At 57.9% G+C, this 17,456-nt stretch carries 17 protein-coding genes; 12 read left to right on the plus strand and 5 right to left on the minus strand.

Features of this window, described 5'->3' with window-relative positions; translation table 11 throughout:
• Positions 1 to 20 precede the first annotated feature (20 nt).
• Both zntA and ACMWL8_RS21060 read right to left on the minus strand, forming a co-directional pair.
• On the minus strand, positions 21 to 2,192 hold the full coding sequence (gene zntA / locus ACMWL8_RS21055) for a Zn(II)/Cd(II)/Pb(II) translocating P-type ATPase ZntA (protein WP_045260959.1): 2,172 nt from the start codon (positions 2,190 to 2,192) through the stop codon (positions 21 to 23).
• A 76-nt stretch (positions 2,193 to 2,268) separates the two neighbouring features.
• The gene (locus tag ACMWL8_RS21060) at positions 2,269 to 2,895 is read right to left on the minus strand and encodes a lysoplasmalogenase (RefSeq protein WP_045260958.1); all 627 of its coding nucleotides are present in this window, start codon (positions 2,893 to 2,895) and stop codon (positions 2,269 to 2,271) included.
• Positions 2,896 to 3,024: 129 nt separating this feature from the next.
• On the opposite strand from ACMWL8_RS21060, the gene ACMWL8_RS21065 reads away from it, so the two are divergent.
• The gene (locus ACMWL8_RS21065) at positions 3,025 to 3,381 is read left to right on the plus strand and encodes a DUF2500 domain-containing protein (RefSeq protein WP_028015139.1); all 357 of its coding nucleotides are present in this window, start codon (positions 3,025 to 3,027) and stop codon (positions 3,379 to 3,381) included.
• Between the two features lie 60 nt (positions 3,382 to 3,441).
• Here the strand turns inward: ACMWL8_RS21065 and ACMWL8_RS21070 are convergent, their stop codons facing one another.
• On the minus strand, positions 3,442 to 3,723 hold the full coding sequence (locus ACMWL8_RS21070) for a DUF1145 family protein (RefSeq protein ID WP_045260957.1): 282 nt from the start codon (positions 3,721 to 3,723) through the stop codon (positions 3,442 to 3,444).
• Positions 3,707 to 4,309, minus strand: coding sequence for a 16S rRNA (guanine(966)-N(2))-methyltransferase (rsmD, locus tag ACMWL8_RS21075; RefSeq protein ID WP_028015140.1), 603 nt, complete (start codon positions 4,307 to 4,309; stop codon positions 3,707 to 3,709). The genes ACMWL8_RS21070 and rsmD overlap by 17 nt, the downstream gene beginning before the upstream one ends.
• Positions 4,310 to 4,436: 127 nt before the next feature.
• On the opposite strand from rsmD, the gene ftsY reads away from it, so the two are divergent.
• From ftsY to livJ, 6 genes are all read left to right on the plus strand, one after another.
• Positions 4,437 to 5,897 (plus strand): signal recognition particle-docking protein FtsY, encoded by a 1,461-nt coding sequence (gene ftsY / locus ACMWL8_RS21080; RefSeq protein ID WP_041911558.1) that lies wholly within the window; start codon positions 4,437 to 4,439, stop codon positions 5,895 to 5,897.
• Between the two features lie 2 nt (positions 5,898 to 5,899).
• Positions 5,900 to 6,571, plus strand: coding sequence for a cell division ATP-binding protein FtsE (gene ftsE / locus ACMWL8_RS21085; RefSeq protein WP_003861525.1), 672 nt, complete (start codon positions 5,900 to 5,902; stop codon positions 6,569 to 6,571).
• Positions 6,558 to 7,613 (plus strand): permease-like cell division protein FtsX, encoded by a 1,056-nt coding sequence (gene ftsX / locus ACMWL8_RS21090; protein WP_045260956.1) that lies wholly within the window; start codon positions 6,558 to 6,560, stop codon positions 7,611 to 7,613. Before ftsE ends, ftsX begins: the two co-directional genes overlap by 14 nt.
• A 251-nt stretch (positions 7,614 to 7,864) precedes the next feature.
• Positions 7,865 to 8,722: an RNA polymerase sigma factor RpoH gene (gene rpoH, locus ACMWL8_RS21095; RefSeq protein WP_028015143.1), complete on the plus strand. Its 858-nt coding sequence runs from the start codon at positions 7,865 to 7,867 to the stop codon at positions 8,720 to 8,722.
• A gap of 260 nt (positions 8,723 to 8,982) precedes the next feature.
• A complete protein-coding gene (locus ACMWL8_RS21100; RefSeq protein ID WP_045260955.1) occupies positions 8,983 to 10,248 on the plus strand; it encodes a 4-aminobutyrate--2-oxoglutarate transaminase in 1,266 nt (421 codons plus the stop codon).
• Positions 10,249 to 10,445: 197 nt separating this feature from the next.
• Positions 10,446 to 11,546: a branched chain amino acid ABC transporter substrate-binding protein LivJ gene (livJ, locus tag ACMWL8_RS21105; protein ID WP_072201786.1), complete on the plus strand. Its 1,101-nt coding sequence runs from the start codon at positions 10,446 to 10,448 to the stop codon at positions 11,544 to 11,546.
• Positions 11,547 to 11,641: 95 nt separating this feature from the next.
• Here livJ and panM read toward each other — a convergent pair whose 3' ends face one another.
• Entirely contained in the window at positions 11,642 to 12,031 is a 390-nt protein-coding gene (gene panM, locus ACMWL8_RS21110; RefSeq protein ID WP_028015145.1) for an aspartate 1-decarboxylase autocleavage activator PanM, read from the minus strand.
• A gap of 424 nt (positions 12,032 to 12,455) precedes the next feature.
• On the opposite strand from panM, the gene livK reads away from it, so the two are divergent.
• From livK to livF, 5 genes are read left to right on the plus strand one after another with little or no spacing between them, the layout of a single operon-like run.
• Positions 12,456 to 13,565, plus strand: coding sequence for a high-affinity branched-chain amino acid ABC transporter substrate-binding protein LivK (gene livK, locus ACMWL8_RS21115; protein WP_028015146.1), 1,110 nt, complete (start codon positions 12,456 to 12,458; stop codon positions 13,563 to 13,565).
• A gap of 46 nt (positions 13,566 to 13,611) precedes the next feature.
• Positions 13,612 to 14,538 carry a high-affinity branched-chain amino acid ABC transporter permease LivH gene (gene livH / locus ACMWL8_RS21120; protein ID WP_028015147.1) on the plus strand — a complete coding sequence of 309 codons (927 nt, stop codon included), beginning with the start codon at positions 13,612 to 13,614 and terminating at the stop codon, positions 14,536 to 14,538.
• Positions 14,535 to 15,812: a branched chain amino acid ABC transporter permease LivM gene (gene livM / locus ACMWL8_RS21125; protein ID WP_041911555.1), complete on the plus strand. Its 1,278-nt coding sequence runs from the start codon at positions 14,535 to 14,537 to the stop codon at positions 15,810 to 15,812. Before livH ends, livM begins: the two co-directional genes overlap by 4 nt.
• Complete coding sequence (gene livG / locus ACMWL8_RS21130; protein ID WP_045260954.1) at positions 15,809 to 16,576, plus strand: high-affinity branched-chain amino acid ABC transporter ATP-binding protein LivG; 768 nt, start codon at positions 15,809 to 15,811, stop codon at positions 16,574 to 16,576. Before livM ends, livG begins: the two co-directional genes overlap by 4 nt.
• A 1-nt stretch (position 16,577) precedes the next feature.
• Positions 16,578 to 17,291, plus strand: coding sequence for a high-affinity branched-chain amino acid ABC transporter ATP-binding protein LivF (gene livF, locus ACMWL8_RS21135; RefSeq protein WP_008500102.1), 714 nt, complete (start codon positions 16,578 to 16,580; stop codon positions 17,289 to 17,291).
• The last annotated feature ends 165 nt before the right edge of the window (positions 17,292 to 17,456 follow it).

Raw genomic sequence — 17,456 nt, forward strand, 5'->3', positions numbered from 1 at the left:
GCTAGCGCCACCGGGCGTTTTTATTTCCGCCGTAATAATCTCAACGCGTTCGCCGTGACCAGCACCGTCGCCCCGGTGTCCGCCAGCACCGCCAGCCACAGTCCGGTCATGCCGAGCAGCGTGGTGACGAGAAATATCCCCTTCAGACCCAGCGCAATGCCGATGTTCTGGCGAATATTGGCGCGCGTCGCCCGCGCAAGAGCGATCATCTGCGCCAGCCCGGTCAGACGGTTATGCGTCAGCGCCGCATCCGCCGTCTCCAGCGCTACGTCGGTGCCGCTGCCCATCGCAATGCCGAGGGTGGCGGCCTTCATCGCCGGGGCATCGTTAATTCCGTCACCGACCATCGCCAGCGGCGCGCGGCTGTTCAGTTCGGTTACCGCGCTGACCTTGTCCGCAGGCAGTAATCCGGCCTTAAACGCCAGCCCCAGCTCGTCGGCAATCGCAGCCGCCGCGCGCGGGTTATCGCCGGTGAGGATCACGCCCTGTACGCCCAGCTGATGCAGCGCCGCCACGGCGTCTTTGGCGTCATCGCGCAGAGTGTCGCGCAGTGCCAGCATGCCTTTCGACACGCCGTCCTGCATCACGGCAACGACCGTCTGCCCGGCCTGCTCTAACGCTTCAACCTGTGGACGGGAGGACGCGCCCGCCGCGACAATCAGCACCTTTTTGCCGTCGACGACGGCCTCAATCCCTGACCCGACCAGCGCCCGTTGGGCGGTTGCCGAAGGAATAGCCAGCCCGCGCCTTTGCGCTTCACGCACTATCGCCTGCGCCAGCGGGTGAGTGGAGCCCTGCTCAACGGCGGCGGCCATGATCAGCAGTTCGTCTTCACTGATGTCCTGCGGATAGACGCCGGTGACCTGCGGCTTACCAACCGTCAGCGTGCCGGTTTTATCGAAGGCGATGTGCTGAACCTGGCTCAGCTGTTCCAGGGCCGCGCCGCCCTTAATCAGCGCCCCGCGACGTGCCGCCGCCGCCAGACCCGAGGTAATCGCCGCGGGCGTAGAGATCACCAGCGCGCACGGGCAGCCGATCAGCAGCAGGGTCAGCCCTTTATAAATCCAGCCCTCCCACGGCGCGCCGAAGAACAGCGGTGGAATCACGGTAACCATCAGGGCGACCAGCATGATGGCGGGGGTGTAAATTCGGCTGAAGCGGTCAATAAAGCGTTCGACCGGCGCGCGGCGCTCCTCGGCTTCTTCAATCAGCTTCAGGATACGGTCGATGGCGCTGTCGCCCGGCTCGGACAGGACTTTGAGCTGCACCAGGCGGTCGACGCTGGTGGCACCGGCAGGGACTTTTTCGCCTGCCGCACGCTCTACCGGAATGGATTCCCCGGTCAGGGCGCTTTCGTCAAAGCTCGCGGTGGCGGTAACGAGAGCCCCATCGGCAGGCAGACGCCCGCCCGCAGCGACTTCAATCACGTCGCCCGGGCGCAGGGCGTTAATGGTGACCGTTTCACGAGTACCGTCTATCACGCGTGTGGCGGTTTCTGGCTTCAGCGCCATCAGCGCGCTCACCCCCTTACGCGCCCGACTCGCCGCCCAGCCTTCAAGGCGTTCGCCGATTAAGAACAGCAGCAGCACCATCGCCGCTTCCGCCGTTGCGCCAATGAACAGCGCGCCGATGGCCGCCACGCTCATCAACGTTTCGATGGCAAACCAGCTGCCGCTTCTCATCAGGCGCAGTGCCTGACGGGCAATCGGGAACAGCCCGACCAGGGTAGTGGCAATAAACGCCAGGTTGCCGAACGGGTGGTTAATCTGCTCCAGACCCCAGCTCAGGGCCATCATGATGATGAGGGTAATAAGCGGCAGGTTTTCTTTTAGCGGAGAGGTTTTTTCGGCAGGTGCCGTTTCGCTGCGCAGGGTATAGCCCGCCTTGCTGACGGCGGCTTCAACCTGCTTGCTGACGTCTTTTTCGGCGCTGACGAGCAGCTTTTCGGTGGCGAACAGGACCTGAACGTGGTTCACGCCAGGTACCTGCCTCACCGCGTTTTCCACTTTGCGGGCGCAGGCCGCGCAGTCCATGCCGTTGATGACCCAGCTGTAGCGTTTGCCGCCTTCAGGCAGCGCGTCGACCTGCGTTTCGCACGCGCCCTCGCAGCAGCAGTCGTCTTTCGGCGGAACCGGGCTGAGCTTAAGCGCCGAGAATTGTGGGACTTTTTTTGGAATTTCTGGAGTCGACATGGCAGTCTCCGGTAATGATAATTTTCTCATTAACCGCAGCATACACTCTGGAGTCGACTCCAGAGTCAAGCGTTATTTAGATATACAATGAACGCACGATCAGGAAGTGCCCGGCAAAGTAGCAGGCGGACGAAATCGCGTTGTCCGCGCGGAAGCGGCGGCGATAGTGGCTGCACAGCCAGACGATATTGCCGATTAACAGCAGCGCCGCGCCGAAGAACGCGGACATCGCCTGAGATGTCGGGCGGAAGAACCACAGTTCACCGGCCAGCCACACCATCACCAGCGTCATGGCGATAAACGTGCATACCGGCAGACGCATCTCTTCCAGACGCGACCAGATCACCGCAATCAGCAGCGCGCCAATCACCAGCAGCACCAGCGGCAGCGGCCAGAAGAAGGATAGCGTCATCTGGCTGGCAAAGTAGATGGTATACAGCAGATGGGAGAGGAAAAATGCCCCCACGGCATACAGCAGGCGCTGACGCGGCAGCAGGGTTAAGGCATCACCAATCAGGGAGGCACACAGCCCGGCGAGCACCAGATAGCTGATGGCGTTAAACATCGGAGCCTGCCAGGCGAGCAGCAGAAGCAACAGCAGCGTGACGGGTTTAAACAACCAGCGCTGCCAGGCTGGACCGCGATAGGACGCATCGACATAAAGCCATGCGGAAAAACAGACAGCGATAAATGACCAAAGCATATTAACTCCCTGTAACTGTTGAGGCTGAATAATCAGTTTCTGATCCAGTGTAGTGACGCGAGCGGGCGTTTGGCAATGCCGGGGCAGGCGAGGTATCCTGAATTCCGCATAATCTGATGGGATGTTTCAATGAGCAAGATGCCGCTGTTTTTCATTATCGTGGTGGCGATTATCGTCATTGCCGCCTCGTTTCGGTTCGTGCAGCAGCGCCGCGAAAAGGCGGACAACGACGCCGCGCCGCTGATGCAAAAGCGCGTAGTGGTGGCGAACAAACGCGAGAAACCGCTTAATGACCGCCGCTCTCGCCAGCAGCAGGTGACGCCTGCGGGCACCGGCATGCGCTATGAAGCCAGCTTTAAGCCGGAAACCGGTGGTCTGGAGATGACCTTCCGCCTGGAGGCGCAGCAATACCATCAGCTGACGGTGGGAGAGAAAGGCACGCTGAGCTATAAAGGGTCGCGTTTTGTAGGTTTTAGGGCTGAATAATGCGCGATCGGTCCCCTCTCCCCGTGGGAGAGGGTTAGGGTGAGGGCATCACACCGCACCTTACTTCTTCACCTGCTCCTTAAACTTCTTCATCCACACCAGCAGTTCAAACACGCCGAAAATAAACACCCGCAGCTGCTGCCAGCCGGTCATCGGCGGGCCATCTTTCGGCAGGCCGTTTTTCAGCATCACCATCTGCAGGGCGTGCATGAACGAGGTGAAAATCAGCGCCACGTTAACAAAGATGTTCAACGGGCGCGGGAACGGGTGCACCAGATTCAAAATCAAAAATGCCCAGACGCCCAGCATCAGCAAGCGTCCCAGGTTAATCAGTACCGGCATCGGATCCTCCTTGTGCCTGACGGTGATACAGACGATAAGCCACCTGGCCTGCGACCTTTTCGCGGTGCAGATCCCAGTGAACGGGAACGGGTGGCAGGCCGTTTTCCACTTCGCTTTCTACATAAATCAGCGCGTCATCCGCCAGCCAGCCATTGTGCTCCAGCAGGGATAACGTCTCTTCCAGCAACCCCTTGCGGAACGGCGGGTCGACAAAGACCACATTATGCGGCGTACCCTGCTGCGCGAGAAAGCTCAGCGTATTGGTGTTGACCACTTTCGCATTTGTCGCCTTCAGCGTCGCCAGATTTTGCTGCAGCGTCTGCGCAACGCCGCGCTCCATCTCCAGCAGCGTGGCGCTGGCGGCGTAGCGCGATAGCGCCTCTAGCCCTAAGGCACCGCTTCCGGCGAAGCAGTCCAGGCAGTGGGCGTCTACCATTGATGGGGCAAGCCAGTTAAACAGCGTCTCGCGAACGCGGTCGGTTGTAGGGCGTAAACCGGGGCTGTCCGGCACCGGTAATTTCCGGCCTCGCCACTGACCGCCGATAATGCGAATTTGACCGGCCGGGGCGCGGGTGGGTTTCTTCATCTCTGGAAAGCTCTGTTAACCATAGCCCTGCGATTGCGGGCGGTGATGTCAATTAAGTAAAGTGTTAGACTATTTCATCATTTTTTTAGCTTCCCTGTATATAGCGCCGCGAGGAGTGTAGTCGCAGATGGCAAAACAAAAAAAACGTGGCTTCTTTTCCTGGTTGGGTTTCGGTGAAAAAGAGCAAGAAACAGAACAGAAAACCGAAGAGCAACAGGTTGTAGAAGAGCAGTCACAGCCTGAAACGCCTGTCGAAACCGCTGCGATTGTCGAAGCGGAAGAACCAGCGCACAGCAAAGAAGAGATTGAATCCTTTGCTGAAGAGGTGGTTGAGGTCACTGAGCAGGTTCAGGAGAGCGAGAAGCCAGAGCCGGTTATCGTAGAAACCCTTACCGAAGCGCCGCAGGCCGCTATCGAACACGAAGCGCTGCCGCTGCCCGAAGAGGTTAAAGCTGAAGAGGTTTCTGCCGAAGAGTGGCAGGCCGAAGCGGAAACCGTTGAAATCGTTGAGGCGGTGGAAGAAGAGGCGGCACTTGAGCCAGAGCTGACCGACGAAGAGCTGGAAGCTCAGGCGCTGGCGGCGGAAGCGGCTGAAGAAGCGGTAATCGTCGTGCCGGTGGAAGAGCAGGCCGAAGAAGAGATCGTTCAGGAGCAGGAAAAACCGACCAAAGAAGGTTTCTTCGCGCGCCTGAAGCGCAGCCTGCTCAAAACCAAAGAAAACTTAGGTTCCGGATTTATCAGTCTTTTCCGCGGCAAGAAGATCGACGACGATCTGTTTGAAGAGCTGGAAGAGCAGCTGCTGATTGCGGACGTGGGCGTGGAAACTACCCGTAAGATCATCGCCAACCTGACCGAAGGGGCGAGCCGCAAACAGCTGCGCGACGCCGAGGCGCTGTACGGCCTGCTGAAAGACGAGATGGGTGAAATTCTCGCAAAAGTTGACGAACCGCTTAATATTGAAGGCAAAACGCCATTTGTTATTCTGATGGTTGGCGTTAACGGCGTGGGTAAAACCACCACCATCGGCAAGCTGGCGCGCCAGTTTGAGCAGCAGGGCAAATCGGTGATGCTGGCGGCGGGCGATACCTTCCGTGCGGCAGCGGTTGAGCAGCTCCAGGTGTGGGGCCAGCGCAACAACATTCCGGTGATTGCCCAGCACACCGGCGCGGATTCCGCATCCGTGATTTTCGATGCCATCCAGGCGGCGAAGTCGCGCAACGTGGACGTGCTGATTGCTGACACCGCAGGGCGTTTGCAAAACAAATCGCACCTGATGGAAGAGCTGAAGAAAATCGTCCGCGTCATGAAGAAGCTGGACGAAGATGCACCGCATGAAATTATGCTGACTATCGACGCCAGCACCGGGCAGAACGCCATTAGCCAGGCGAAGCTGTTCCATGAAGCGGTAGGGCTGACGGGGATCACGCTGACCAAACTGGACGGCACCGCGAAAGGCGGGGTGATCTTCTCCGTGGCCGACCAGTTCGGCATTCCTATCCGCTACATCGGTGTGGGCGAGCGTATTGAGGATTTGCGTCCGTTTAAGGCGGACGACTTTATTGAGGCATTATTTGCCCGAGAGGACTAACAATGATTCGCTTTGAACACGTCAGCAAGGCCTATCTCGGTGGGAGACAAGCGCTGCAGGGGGTAACGTTCCACCTGCAGCCAGGCGAGATGGCATTCCTGACCGGCCATTCCGGCGCGGGGAAAAGTACCCTGCTCAAGCTTATCTGTGGGATCGAACGGCCAAGCGCCGGGAAAATCTGGTTCAGCGGCCACGAAATTAGCCGTCTGAAAAACCGTGAAGTGCCGTTTCTGCGTCGTCAGATCGGCATGATTTTCCAGGATCACCACCTGCTGATGGATCGCACCGTTTTCGATAACGTGGCGATCCCGCTGATTATTGCCGGCGCCAGCTATGACGATATCCGCCGTCGCGTCTCTGCGGCGCTGGACAAGGTCGGGCTGCTGGACAAAGCGAAGAACTTCCCGATCCAGCTTTCCGGCGGTGAACAGCAGCGCGTGGGCATCGCCCGCGCGGTGGTGAACAAGCCTGCCGTACTGCTGGCGGATGAACCGACCGGTAACCTGGACGATGCCCTGTCCGAAGGGATTTTGCGTCTGTTTGAGGAATTCAACCGCGTAGGGGTAACGGTACTGATGGCGACGCACGACATGGGGCTGATTTCCCGTCGTTCGTACCGCATGCTGACCCTGAGCGACGGGCATTTGCACGGAGGCCACGGTGAACAAGCGTGATGCAATGAACCAGATTCGGCAGTTCGGGAACCGGTTCGACCGTTTCCGTAAGCCGCAGGGCGGCGGTGACGGCAGTCGTAATGCGCCTAAGCGCCAGAAAGCGGCGCCGAAACCGGCCTCCCGCAAGACCAACGTGTTTAACGAACAGGTGCGCTACGCCTTCCACGGCGCGCTGCAGGACCTGAAAAGCAAACCGCTGGCGACGTTCCTGACGGTGATGGTGATCGCCATCTCCCTGACGCTGCCAAGCGTCTGCTACATGGTCTATAAGAACGTCAACCAGGCGGCGTCGCAGTATTACCCGTCACCGCAGATCACCGTTTATCTGGATAAAGCGCTCGACGATAACGCGGCGGCGCAGGTGGTCGGGCAAATCCAGGCCGAGCAGGGCGTGGAGAAGGTGAATTATCTCTCCCGTGAAGAAGCGTTGGGCGAGTTCCGTAACTGGTCAGGCTTTGGCGGCGCGCTGGACATGCTGGAAGAGAACCCGCTGCCCGCCGTTGCGGTGGTGATCCCGAAGCTGGATTTCCAGGGTACCGATTCGCTGAATACCCTGCGCGACCGCATCACACGCATCAACGGGATTGATGAAGTGCGCATGGACGACAGCTGGTTTGCCCGTCTTGCGGCGCTGACCGGGCTGGTGGGGCGCGTGTCGGCGATGATCGGCGTGCTGATGGTGGCAGCGGTGTTCCTCGTCATCGGTAACAGCGTGCGTCTGAGCATCTTTGCGCGTCGCGATACCATCAACGTGCAAAAACTGATTGGCGCAACGGATGGTTTCATCCTGCGTCCGTTCCTCTACGGTGGCGCACTGCTCGGTTTCTCCGGCGCATTTCTTTCACTAATATTGTCAGAAATTTTGGTGATGCGGCTTTCGTCTGCCGTCACCGAAGTGGCGCAGGTTTTCGGAACTAAGTTTGATATCAGTGGCTTAGGCTTCGATGAGTGCCTTCTGTTGCTGCTGGTGTGCTCCATGATCGGCTGGATTGCCGCATGGCTGGCAACGGTTCAACATTTACGCCACTTTACTCCCGACTAATAAAAGCGTGATATAATCTTTCCCTGCACCGAGATGTTCGCTCTGCAGGGAAAGCGTCCCTGTTGTCTCTTCCCCTGTTATCATCTCCATGTCACATTTTGTGCGTAATTTATTCACCGTTGCACCTGGAACTTGTGGATAAAATCACTGTCTGATAAAAGAGTGAATGCTAATCTCGTTGCTCAAACGCTTTGGCATGGTTGTTGCCTGACGGGGACAGCCTGGACCAGAAGAAACATTGAGAGGAATGAATGACCAAAGAAATGCAAACTTTAGCTTTAGCCCCTGTTGGTAACCTGGAATCTTACATCCGGGCTGCGAACACCTGGCCGATGTTAACGGCCGAGGAAGAAAAGGAGCTTGCTGAAAAGCTGCATTACCAGGGCGATCTGGAAGCAGCGAAAAAGCTGATCCTGTCTCACCTGCGCTTTGTTGTTCACATTGCTCGTAACTATGCGGGCTATGGCCTGCCGCAGGCGGACTTGATTCAGGAAGGTAACATCGGCCTGATGAAGGCTGTACGTCGCTTTAACCCGGAAGTGGGCGTGCGACTGGTCTCCTTCGCCGTACACTGGATCAAAGCAGAAATTCATGAATACGTGCTGCGCAACTGGCGTATCGTGAAAGTCGCCACGACAAAAGCGCAACGTAAGCTGTTCTTCAACCTGCGTAAAACCAAGCAGCGTCTGGGCTGGTTCAATCAGGATGAAGTGGAAATGGTGGCGCGCGAGCTGGGTGTATCCAGCAAAGACGTCCGTGAGATGGAATCCCGTATGGCCGCGCAGGACATGACCTTTGATATGTCCTCCGACGACGACGCATCTGACAGCCAGCCGATGGCACCGGTTCTGTATCTGCAGGATAAAACCTCTAACTTTGCCGACGGCATTGAAGAGGACAACTGGGAAGATCAGGCTGCGAACAAGCTGACCCATGCGATGGAAGGCCTCGACGAGCGTAGCCAGGACATTATCCGCGCCCGCTGGCTGGACGAAGACAACAAGTCCACGCTGCAGGAGTTGGCTGACCGCTACGGCGTTTCTGCGGAACGTGTCCGTCAGCTTGAAAAGAACGCCATGAAAAAACTTCGCGCCGCTATCGAAGCGTAATTTTCGCGAAGTACACCTTTAGCCGAAATAGTTCAGGCTGCGGGAAGGCGGCAAACGAGTGAATCCCGATGAGCTTACATCAGTAAGTGATTCGGGTGAACGAGAGCAGCCAACGCACCTGCGGCTTGAAATATGAAGGATAAAAACCCTCGAATGCCAATTTGGGGGTTCTGTTTTTTTAGCGCCCGCTCTGGCGAATTTCTCCCCCCTGGCAAACACTTACTGATGCGCTAAGCAGGCGATTTTCTCAGGGGGACAGGGTGAAAAATAACGAACTGAACGACCGGCGTTTACAGGCGACGCCGCGCGGCATCGGCGTGATGTGTAACTTCTATGCTGATAAAGCCGAAAACGCCACGGTGTGGGACGTGGAAGGCAATGAGTACATCGACTTCGCCGCCGGGATCGCGGTGCTGAATACTGGCCATCGCCATCCCAAAGTTATCTCCGCTATCGAAAAACAACTCCACGCTTTTACCCACACGGCCTACCAGATTGTGCCGTATGAGGGCTATGTGGCGCTTGCCGAGCGCATCAACCAGCGCGTGCCGATTAACGGCCCGGCCAAAACCGCCTTCTTCTCGACGGGTGCTGAAGCGGTCGAAAACGCGGTCAAAATTGCCCGCGCGTATACCAGACGCCCCGGCCTTATCACCTTCGGCGGCGCGTTCCACGGGCGCACCTTTATGACCATGGCGCTGACCGGTAAGGTCGCGCCGTACAAGCTGGGTTTCGGCCCGTTCCCCGGTTCGGTATACCACGCTCAATTCCCTGACGATCTGCACGGCATCAGCACGGCGGAAGCATTAAAAAGCCTGGAGCGCATCTTTAAGGCGGATATCGCCCCAGACCAGGTGGCGGCCATTATTCTCGAACCGGTTCAGGGGGAGGGCGGGTTCAACATTGCGCCCGCTGATTTTATGCAGGCGCTGCGCGCCCTGTGCGATACCCACGGAATTTTGCTGATTGCCGACGAGGTGCAAAGCGGCTTCGCCCGCACCGGCAAGCTGTTCTCGATGGAACACCACTGCGTGAAGCCGGACCTGATCACCATGGCAAAAAGCCTCGCGGGCGGGATGCCGCTCTCAGCAGTATCGGGCCGCGCCGAGGTGATGGACGCGCCTGCACCTGGTGGTCTGGGCGGTACCTACGCAGGTAACCCGCTGGCGATTGCCGCGGCCCACGCGGTGCTGGACGTGATTGACGAGGAAGATCTCTGCACGCGCTCGGCGCATCTCGGCCATCATCTGGTAGAAGTGCTCAACAAAGCGAAGGAAAACTGCCCGTTCATCGCCGACATCCGTGCCCAGGGCTCGATGGTCGCGGTGGAGTTTAACGATCCGCAATCCGGGCAACCGTCGCCGGAATTCACCCGGCAGGTGCAGGAGCGCGCGTTGAACGAAGGGCTGCTGCTCCTGAGCTGCGGCGTTTACGGCAACGTGATCCGCTTCCTTTATCCGCTTACCATCCCCGAAGCGCAGTTCCGTAAAGCGCTGGACATTATCTCCGCGTCGCTGACACGTTAAAGCCACCAGCCCGGCGGTAAATCCTGTCGGGCTTATCATATATTCATTTCAAATTAGCTATTCCAAAATCATAAAAATGGGGTATGTTTTAGCAGAGTATGCTGAAAAAGCGCGAACAGCACACCAATAACTGAAATAAAGCGCTGCACAACAACATCACAACAATCGTAATAACCATAATAATGGGGAATCTCAGGATGAACATGAAGGGTAAAGCGTTACTGGCAGGATGTATCGCGTTGGCATTCAGCACCATGGCGCAGGCAGATATTAAAGTGGCCGTGGTGGGTGCAATGTCCGGTCCGGTAGCACAGTACGGCGACCAGGAATTTACGGGCGCAGAACAGGCGGTTGCAGACATTAATGCTAAGGGCGGCATCAAGGGCGAAAAACTGCAGATCGTAAAATACGACGATGCCTGTGACCCGAAGCAAGCGGTCGCGGTGGCGAACAAAGTGGTCAACGACGGCATCAAATACGTTATCGGTCACCTGTGCTCCTCTTCTACTCAGCCCGCGTCTGACATCTACGAAGACGAAGGTATTCTGATGATCACCCCGGCTGCGACCGCACCGGAGCTGACCGCGCGCGGCTACAAGCTGACCCTGCGTACCACCGGTCTGGACTCCGATCAGGGCCCAACGGCGGCTAAGTACATTCTGGAAAAAGTGAAGCCGCAGCGTATCGCGATTGTTCACGACAAACAGCAGTATGGTGAAGGTCTGGCCCGTGCGGTGCAGGACGGTCTGAAAAAAGGCAATGCCAACGTGGTCTTCTTTGATGGGATCACCGCTGGCGAGAAAGACTTCTCCACCCTGGTGGCGCGTCTGAAGAAAGAGAATATCGATTTCGTTTACTACGGCGGCTACCACCCGGAAATGGGCCAGATCCTGCGCCAGGCGCGCGCGGCGGGTCTGAAAACCCAGTTCATGGGCCCGGAAGGCGTGGCGAACGTTTCCCTGTCTAACATCGCGGGTGAATCTGCCGAAGGTCTGCTGGTGACCAAGCCGAAGAACTACGACCAGGTGCCAGCGAACAAACCTATCGTAGATGCCATCAAGGCGAAGAAGCAGGATCCAAGCGGCGCGTTCGTCTGGACAACCTACGCAGCGCTGCAGTCTCTGCAGGCGGGTCTGAACCAGTCAGCCGATCCGGCTGAGATTGCCACCTGGCTGAAAGCGAACACGGTCGAGACCGTGATGGGGCCTCTCTCCTGGGACGCAAAGGGCGATCTGAAGGGCTTTGAGTTCGGCGTGTTTGACTGGCATGCTAACGGAACGGCGACAGACGCCAAATAAAAGCAAAAAGGCAACTTAAGTTGCCTTTTTTAATGTTTTCTCCCTCTCCCCGTGGGAGAGGGCCGGGGTGAGGGCATCATGCCGCACCGCACAATTCATCCCAAACGCTTCTCCCACCCGCTCTCCTGCGCCGTAAACCCTAACGCCTGCATAAACGCTGCCATCACGCCGCGGTCTTCCACGCCCACGTCGGCCATCCACCATGAGTTTACGTTCGGGTTTTCGCGGATCACTTCTTCAATTAAATACTGTCCCACACCGCGACGACGGGTCACGTCACGCACGCGCAGCGAGTCCAGCGCTCCCTCCGTGCCGCTCAGGGTCACGCGAACCGCGGCCAGCAGGCGCTCGTTGAAGCGCGCGGCATAAATGCGATGGTTCTCGTCGACATGCAGCGACGAAGGGGAATATTCCGGCCAGATCTTGCCCAGGTCGATATGATCCTGGTCGCTAAAGGTCACCAGACGCACGATAGTCAGTTTCATTAGCAGCTTGTCCAAAGCAAATTGAGTAGAGGCAGTGTACTCAATTTATTCACTCAGCGGCTTCCTCTTTTTATTCTCATTAACCAGGTGATTAGTTTTTTAGCAATGCAATGGGCAGTGTGAAAACACATGGATCGAAAAATAAGCAGAATTTTAACCTGAATGGCAGCGATTTATTCGGCGCTTTGTACCGTTATTTTATGCTGCAAACTGCACTTTTATTTGTTTATCTCTGCCTGATTTCAGAATATTATCTTTCCTTAATCGCCTGAAAAATAGAGATTTTAGTCTGGTTTTTGACAAAAAACTGCGCTAAACCATTAAAGGCACTGGTAAAAATAGTGTTGTTCATTAAAAGTACAGAATGCTTTTTAACCATAATAAAACAAAATATAAACACGACATCACGAATGGGGATTCTGAGATGAAAAGGAACGCGAAGACATTTATCGCGGGAATGGTTGCACTGGCGATCTCGCATGCGGCCATGGCGGAAGAGATTAAAGTTGCGGTAGTCGGTGCGATGTCCGGCCCTGTTGCCCAGTGGGGTGACATGGAGTTTAACGGCGCGCGTCAGGCCATCAAAGACATCAACGCCAAAGGCGGCATCAAGGGCGACAAGCTGGTGGGCGTGGAGTATGACGACGCCTGCGATCCGAAACAGGCCGTCGCGGTCGCCAACAAAATCGTCAACGACGGGATTCAGTACGTCATCGGCCACCTGTGCTCATCCTCCACCCAGCCCGCGTCCGATATCTACGAAGACGAAGGTATTCTGATGATCACTCCGGGCGCCACCAACCCTGAGCTGACCCAGCGCGGTTACCAGCACATCATGCGTACCGCCGGTCTGGACTCCTCCCAGGGGCCAACCGCGGCCAAATACATCCTCGAGACCGTTAAGCCACAGCGTATCGCCATCATTCATGACAAGCAGCAGTACGGCGAAGGCCTGGCGCGCTCCGTGCAGGACGGCCTGAAAAAAGGCGGCGCGAACATCGTCTTCTTCGACGGCATTACCGCAGGCGAAAAAGACTTCTCCGCGCTGATCGCCCGTCTGCAAAAAGAGAACATCGACTTCGTCTACTACGGTGGCTACTACCCGGAGATGGGCCAGATGCTGCGCCAGGCGCGCGCCACCGGTCTGAAAACCCAGTTTATGGGGCCAGAGGGCGTGGGCAACGCCTCACTGTCGAACATCGCAGGGGATTCTGCCGAAGGCATGCTGGTGACGATGCCAAAACGCTATGACCAGGATCCGGCCAACAAGGCTATCGTGGATGCGCTCAAGGCGCAGAAGAAAGATCCGAGTGGTCCATACGTCTGGATCACCTACGCGGCAGTGCAGTCTCTGGCAACCGCATTGGAGCGTACCGGCAGCAAAGAGCCACTGGATCTGGTGAAAGATTTAAAAGCACACGGGGCGAACACCGTGATTGGGCCGCTGAACTGGGATGAGAAAGGCGATCTGAAGGGATTTGAGTTTGGTGTCTTTAAGTGGCACGCCGACGGTTCGTCCTCGGTCGCCAAATAATTATCCCACCGCCCGGCTCACCGGGCGGGTATAAAAAGGTTTGCATATGTCCGAGCAGTTTCTCTACTTTTTGCAGCAGATGTTTAACGGCGTCACGCTGGGAAGCACCTACGCGCTGATCGCCATCGGCTATACGATGGTTTACGGCATTATCGGCATGATCAACTTCGCCCACGGCGAGGTGTACATGATCGGTAGCTACGTCTCCTTTATGATTATCGCCGCGCTGATGATGATGGGCATCGACAGCAGCTGGCTGCTGGTCGCCGCCGGGTTTGTCGGTGCGATCGTGATCGCCAGCGCCTACGGCTGGAGCATCGAGCGCGTGGCCTACCGGCCGGTGCGCAGCTCCAAGCGTCTTATTGCGCTGATTTCCGCGATCGGGATGTCGATCTTCCTGCAAAACTACGTCAGCCTGACTGAAGGTTCGCGCGACGTGGCGCTGCCAAGCCTGTTTAACGGCCAGTGGATTGTGGGGGCCAGCGAAAACTTCTCTGCCTCTATTACCACGATGCAGCTGGTGATCTGGGTCGTGACTTTTGTCGCCATGCTCGCTCTGACCCTGTTCATCCGCTACTCCCGCATGGGACGCGCCTGCCGCGCGTGCGCGGAAGACCTGAAGATGGCGAGCCTGCTCGGCATCAACACCGACCGCGTAATTGCCCTGACCTTCGTGATTGGCGCGGCGATGGCGGCGGTGGCTGGCGTGCTGCTCGGCCAGTTTTACGGCGTAATTAACCCGTACATCGGCTTTATGGCCGGGATGAAAGCCTTCACCGCGGCGGTACTGGGCGGCATCGGCAGTATCCCTGGCGCGATGATCGGCGGCCTGATCCTGGGCGTGGCGGAAGCGCTCTCCTCGGCGTATCTGAGCACCGAATATAAAGACGTGGTGTCGTTTGCCCTGCTGATTCTGGTTCTGCTGGTGATGCCTACCGGTATTCTGGGCCGTCCGGAGGTAGAGAAAGTATGAAACCGATGCATTTTGCTATGGCGCTGCTCTCTGCCGCCATGTTCTTCGTGCTGGCCAGCGTCTTTATGGGCGTCCAGCTTGAGCTGAATGGCACCAAACTCGTTGTCGATACTGCAGCTGATATTCGCTGGCAGTGGGTCTTTATCGGCACCGCCGTGGTGTTCCTGTTCCAGCTGCTGCGCCCGCTGTTCCAGAAGACGCTGAAAAATGTCTCCGGACCGAAATTCGTCCTGCCGGCCATCGACGGGTCTACCGTTAAGCAGAAGCTGTTCCTCGTGGCGCTGCTGGTGGCTGCCGTGGCGTGGCCGTTTATGGTGTCGCGCGGCACGGTGGACATCGCCACCCTGACCATGATTTATGTGATCCTCGGCCTCGGTCTGAACGTGGTGGTCGGTCTCTCTGGCCTGCTGGTGCTGGGCTACGGCGGTTTCTACGCTATCGGCGCGTATACCTTCGCGCTGCTGAACCACTATTACGGCCTCGGCTTCTGGACCTGCCTGCCGCTGGCGGGGCTGGTCTCTGCCGCCGCAGGCTTCCTGCTCGGCTTCCCGGTGCTGCGCCTGCGCGGTGACTACCTGGCGATTGTGACCTTAGGCTTCGGTGAAATCGTCCGTATCCTGCTGCTCAACAACACCGAAGTGACCGGCGGCCCGAACGGCATCAGCCAGATCCCAAAACCGACCTTCTTTGGCCTGGAGTTCAGCCGTACCGCCCGCGAAGGCGGCTGGGATACCTTCAGCAACTTCTTTGGCATCAAATATGACCCGTCCGACCGCGTGATCTGGCTCTATCTGGTGGCGCTGCTGCTGGTGGTCATCACCCTGTTCGTGATCAACCGCCTGCTGCGCATGCCGCTGGGCCGAGCGTGGGAAGCGCTGCGCGAAGATGAGATCGCCTGCCGCTCTCTGGGCCTGAACCCGACCCGCATCAAGCTGACCGCGTTCACCATCAGCGCCGCGTTTGCCGGTTTCGCCGGCACGCTGTTCGCCGCGCGTCAGGGCTTCGTCAGCCCCGAGTCGTTCACCTTTGCCGAATCGGCCTTTGTGCTGGCGATTGTGGTACTCGGCGGGATGGGCTCGCAGTTCGCCGTTATCCTCGCGGCCATCCTGCTGGTGGTCTCCCGCGAGCTGATGCGCGACTTTAACGAATACAGCATGCTGATGCTGGGTGGTTTGATGGTGCTGATGATGATCTGGCGTCCGCAGGGTCTGCTGCCGATGACGCGTCCACAGCTGAAGCTTAAGAATGTGGAAGCGAAAGGAGAGCAGGCATGAGTCAGCCATTATTATCCGTAAACGGTCTGATGATGCGTTTTGGCGGCCTGCTGGCGGTCAACAACGTGAACCTGGACCTGCATAAAAAAGAGATCGTCTCCCTGATTGGCCCGAACGGCGCGGGGAAAACCACGGTCTTTAACTGCCTGACCGGTTTCTACAAGCCGACGGGCGGCACCATCATGCTGCGCGACCAGCACCTTGAAGGGCTGCCGGGCCAGCAGATTGCCCGCATGGGCGTGGTGCGTACCTTCCAGCACGTGCGCCTGTTCCGCGAGATGACGGTGATTGAGAACCTGCTGGTGGCACAGCATCAGCAGCTGAAAACCGGCCTGTTCTCCGGCCTGCTGAAAACCCCGGCCTTCCGCCGCGCGCAGGAGGAGGCGCTCGATCGCGCCGCCACCTGGCTCGAGCGCATTGGCCTGCTCCAGCACGCCAACCGTCAGGCGAGCAACCTTGCCTATGGCGACCAGCGTCGACTGGAGATTGTGCGCTGCATGGTGACGCAGCCGGAGATCCTGATGCTCGACGAACCGGCGGCGGGCCTCAACCCGAAAGAGACCAAAGAGTTGGACGAGCTGATTGCCGAGCTGCGCGATCATCACGACACCACCATCCTGCTGATTGAGCACGACATGAAGCTGGTGATGGGCATTTCGGACCGTATCTACGTGGTAAACCAGGGCACGCCGCTGGCAAACGGCACGCCGGAAGAGATCCGCAACAACCCGGACGTGATCCGCGCATACCTTGGTGAGGCATAAGATGGAAAAAGCGATGTTAACGTTCGACAAGGTCAATGCGCACTACGGCAAGATCCAGGCGCTGCACGACGTCAGCCTGCACATCAATCAGGGTGAAATCGTCACCCTGATTGGCGCCAACGGCGCGGGTAAAACCACGCTGCTCGGCACCCTGTGCGGCGACCCGCGCGCCACCAGCGGGCGGATTGTGTTCGATGGTAAGGACATTACCGACTGGCAGACGGCCAGAATCATGCGTGAGGCGGTGGCGATTGTCCCGGAAGGGCGTCGCGTCTTCTCCCGCATGACGGTGGAAGAGAACCTGGCGATGGGCGGGTTCTTCGCTCACCGCGATGAATACCAGACCCGCATCAAGTGGGTGTACGAACTCTTCCCGCGCCTGTGGGAGCGCCGCATTCAGCGTGCGGGCACCATGTCCGGCGGTGAACAGCAGATGCTGGCGATTGGCCGCGCGCTGATGAGTCAGCCGCGTCTGCTGCTGCTGGATGAGCCGTCGCTCGGTCTTGCGCCGATCATCATCCAGCAGATCTTCGACACCATCGAACAGTTGCGTAAAGAGGGGATGACCATCTTCCTCGTCGAGCAGAACGCCAACCAGGCGCTGAAGCTCGCTGACCGTGGCTACGTGCTGGAGAACGGCCGCGTGGTGCTGGAAGACACCGGCGACGCGCTGCTGGCGAACGAAGCGGTGCGGAGCGCTTACCTGGGCGGCTGAGCCGTCTGTATCGCCCGGTGGCGCTGCGCTTACCGGGCCTACAGGGATCGAGTAGGCCGGGTAAGGCGTAGCCGCCACCCGGCTTTTTCACATAAACCCCCTTCACACAACCATCATCCCCCTGACCCTTTACTGTCACTTATCTGTAAACAAACAGTTATTTTT

The organism is Enterobacter sp. 04-C-12-SI-ECC, assembly GCF_047530715.1.
Classification (GTDB): domain Bacteria; phylum Pseudomonadota; class Gammaproteobacteria; order Enterobacterales; family Enterobacteriaceae; genus Enterobacter; species Enterobacter bugandensis.

What these genes read in the sequence shown, in the direction of transcription:
- rsmD (WP_028015140.1), bottom strand. Translation starts at nt 4,309, where the DNA reads ATGAAGAAACCCACCCGCGCCCCGGCCGGTCAAATTCGCATTATCGGC.
- ftsE (WP_003861525.1), top strand. Translation starts at nt 5,900, where the DNA reads ATGATTCGCTTTGAACACGTCAGCAAGGCCTATCTCGGTGGGAGACAA.
- livG (WP_045260954.1), top strand. Translation starts at nt 15,809, where the DNA reads ATGAGTCAGCCATTATTATCCGTAAACGGTCTGATGATGCGTTTTGGC.
- livJ (WP_072201786.1), top strand. Translation starts at nt 10,446, where the DNA reads ATGAACATGAAGGGTAAAGCGTTACTGGCAGGATGTATCGCGTTGGCA.
- zntA (WP_045260959.1), bottom strand. Translation starts at nt 2,192, where the DNA reads ATGTCGACTCCAGAAATTCCAAAAAAAGTCCCACAATTCTCGGCGCTT.
- livF (WP_008500102.1), top strand. Translation starts at nt 16,578, where the DNA reads ATGGAAAAAGCGATGTTAACGTTCGACAAGGTCAATGCGCACTACGGC.
- rpoH (WP_028015143.1), top strand. Translation starts at nt 7,865, where the DNA reads ATGACCAAAGAAATGCAAACTTTAGCTTTAGCCCCTGTTGGTAACCTG.
- livH (WP_028015147.1), top strand. Translation starts at nt 13,612, where the DNA reads ATGTCCGAGCAGTTTCTCTACTTTTTGCAGCAGATGTTTAACGGCGTC.
- panM (WP_028015145.1), bottom strand. Translation starts at nt 12,031, where the DNA reads ATGAAACTGACTATCGTGCGTCTGGTGACCTTTAGCGACCAGGATCAT.
- ACMWL8_RS21065 (WP_028015139.1), top strand. Translation starts at nt 3,025, where the DNA reads ATGAGCAAGATGCCGCTGTTTTTCATTATCGTGGTGGCGATTATCGTC.
- ftsY (WP_041911558.1), top strand. Translation starts at nt 4,437, where the DNA reads ATGGCAAAACAAAAAAAACGTGGCTTCTTTTCCTGGTTGGGTTTCGGT.
- livK (WP_028015146.1), top strand. Translation starts at nt 12,456, where the DNA reads ATGAAAAGGAACGCGAAGACATTTATCGCGGGAATGGTTGCACTGGCG.
- livM (WP_041911555.1), top strand. Translation starts at nt 14,535, where the DNA reads ATGAAACCGATGCATTTTGCTATGGCGCTGCTCTCTGCCGCCATGTTC.
- ACMWL8_RS21060 (WP_045260958.1), bottom strand. Translation starts at nt 2,895, where the DNA reads ATGCTTTGGTCATTTATCGCTGTCTGTTTTTCCGCATGGCTTTATGTC.
- ACMWL8_RS21070 (WP_045260957.1), bottom strand. Translation starts at nt 3,723, where the DNA reads ATGCCGGTACTGATTAACCTGGGACGCTTGCTGATGCTGGGCGTCTGG.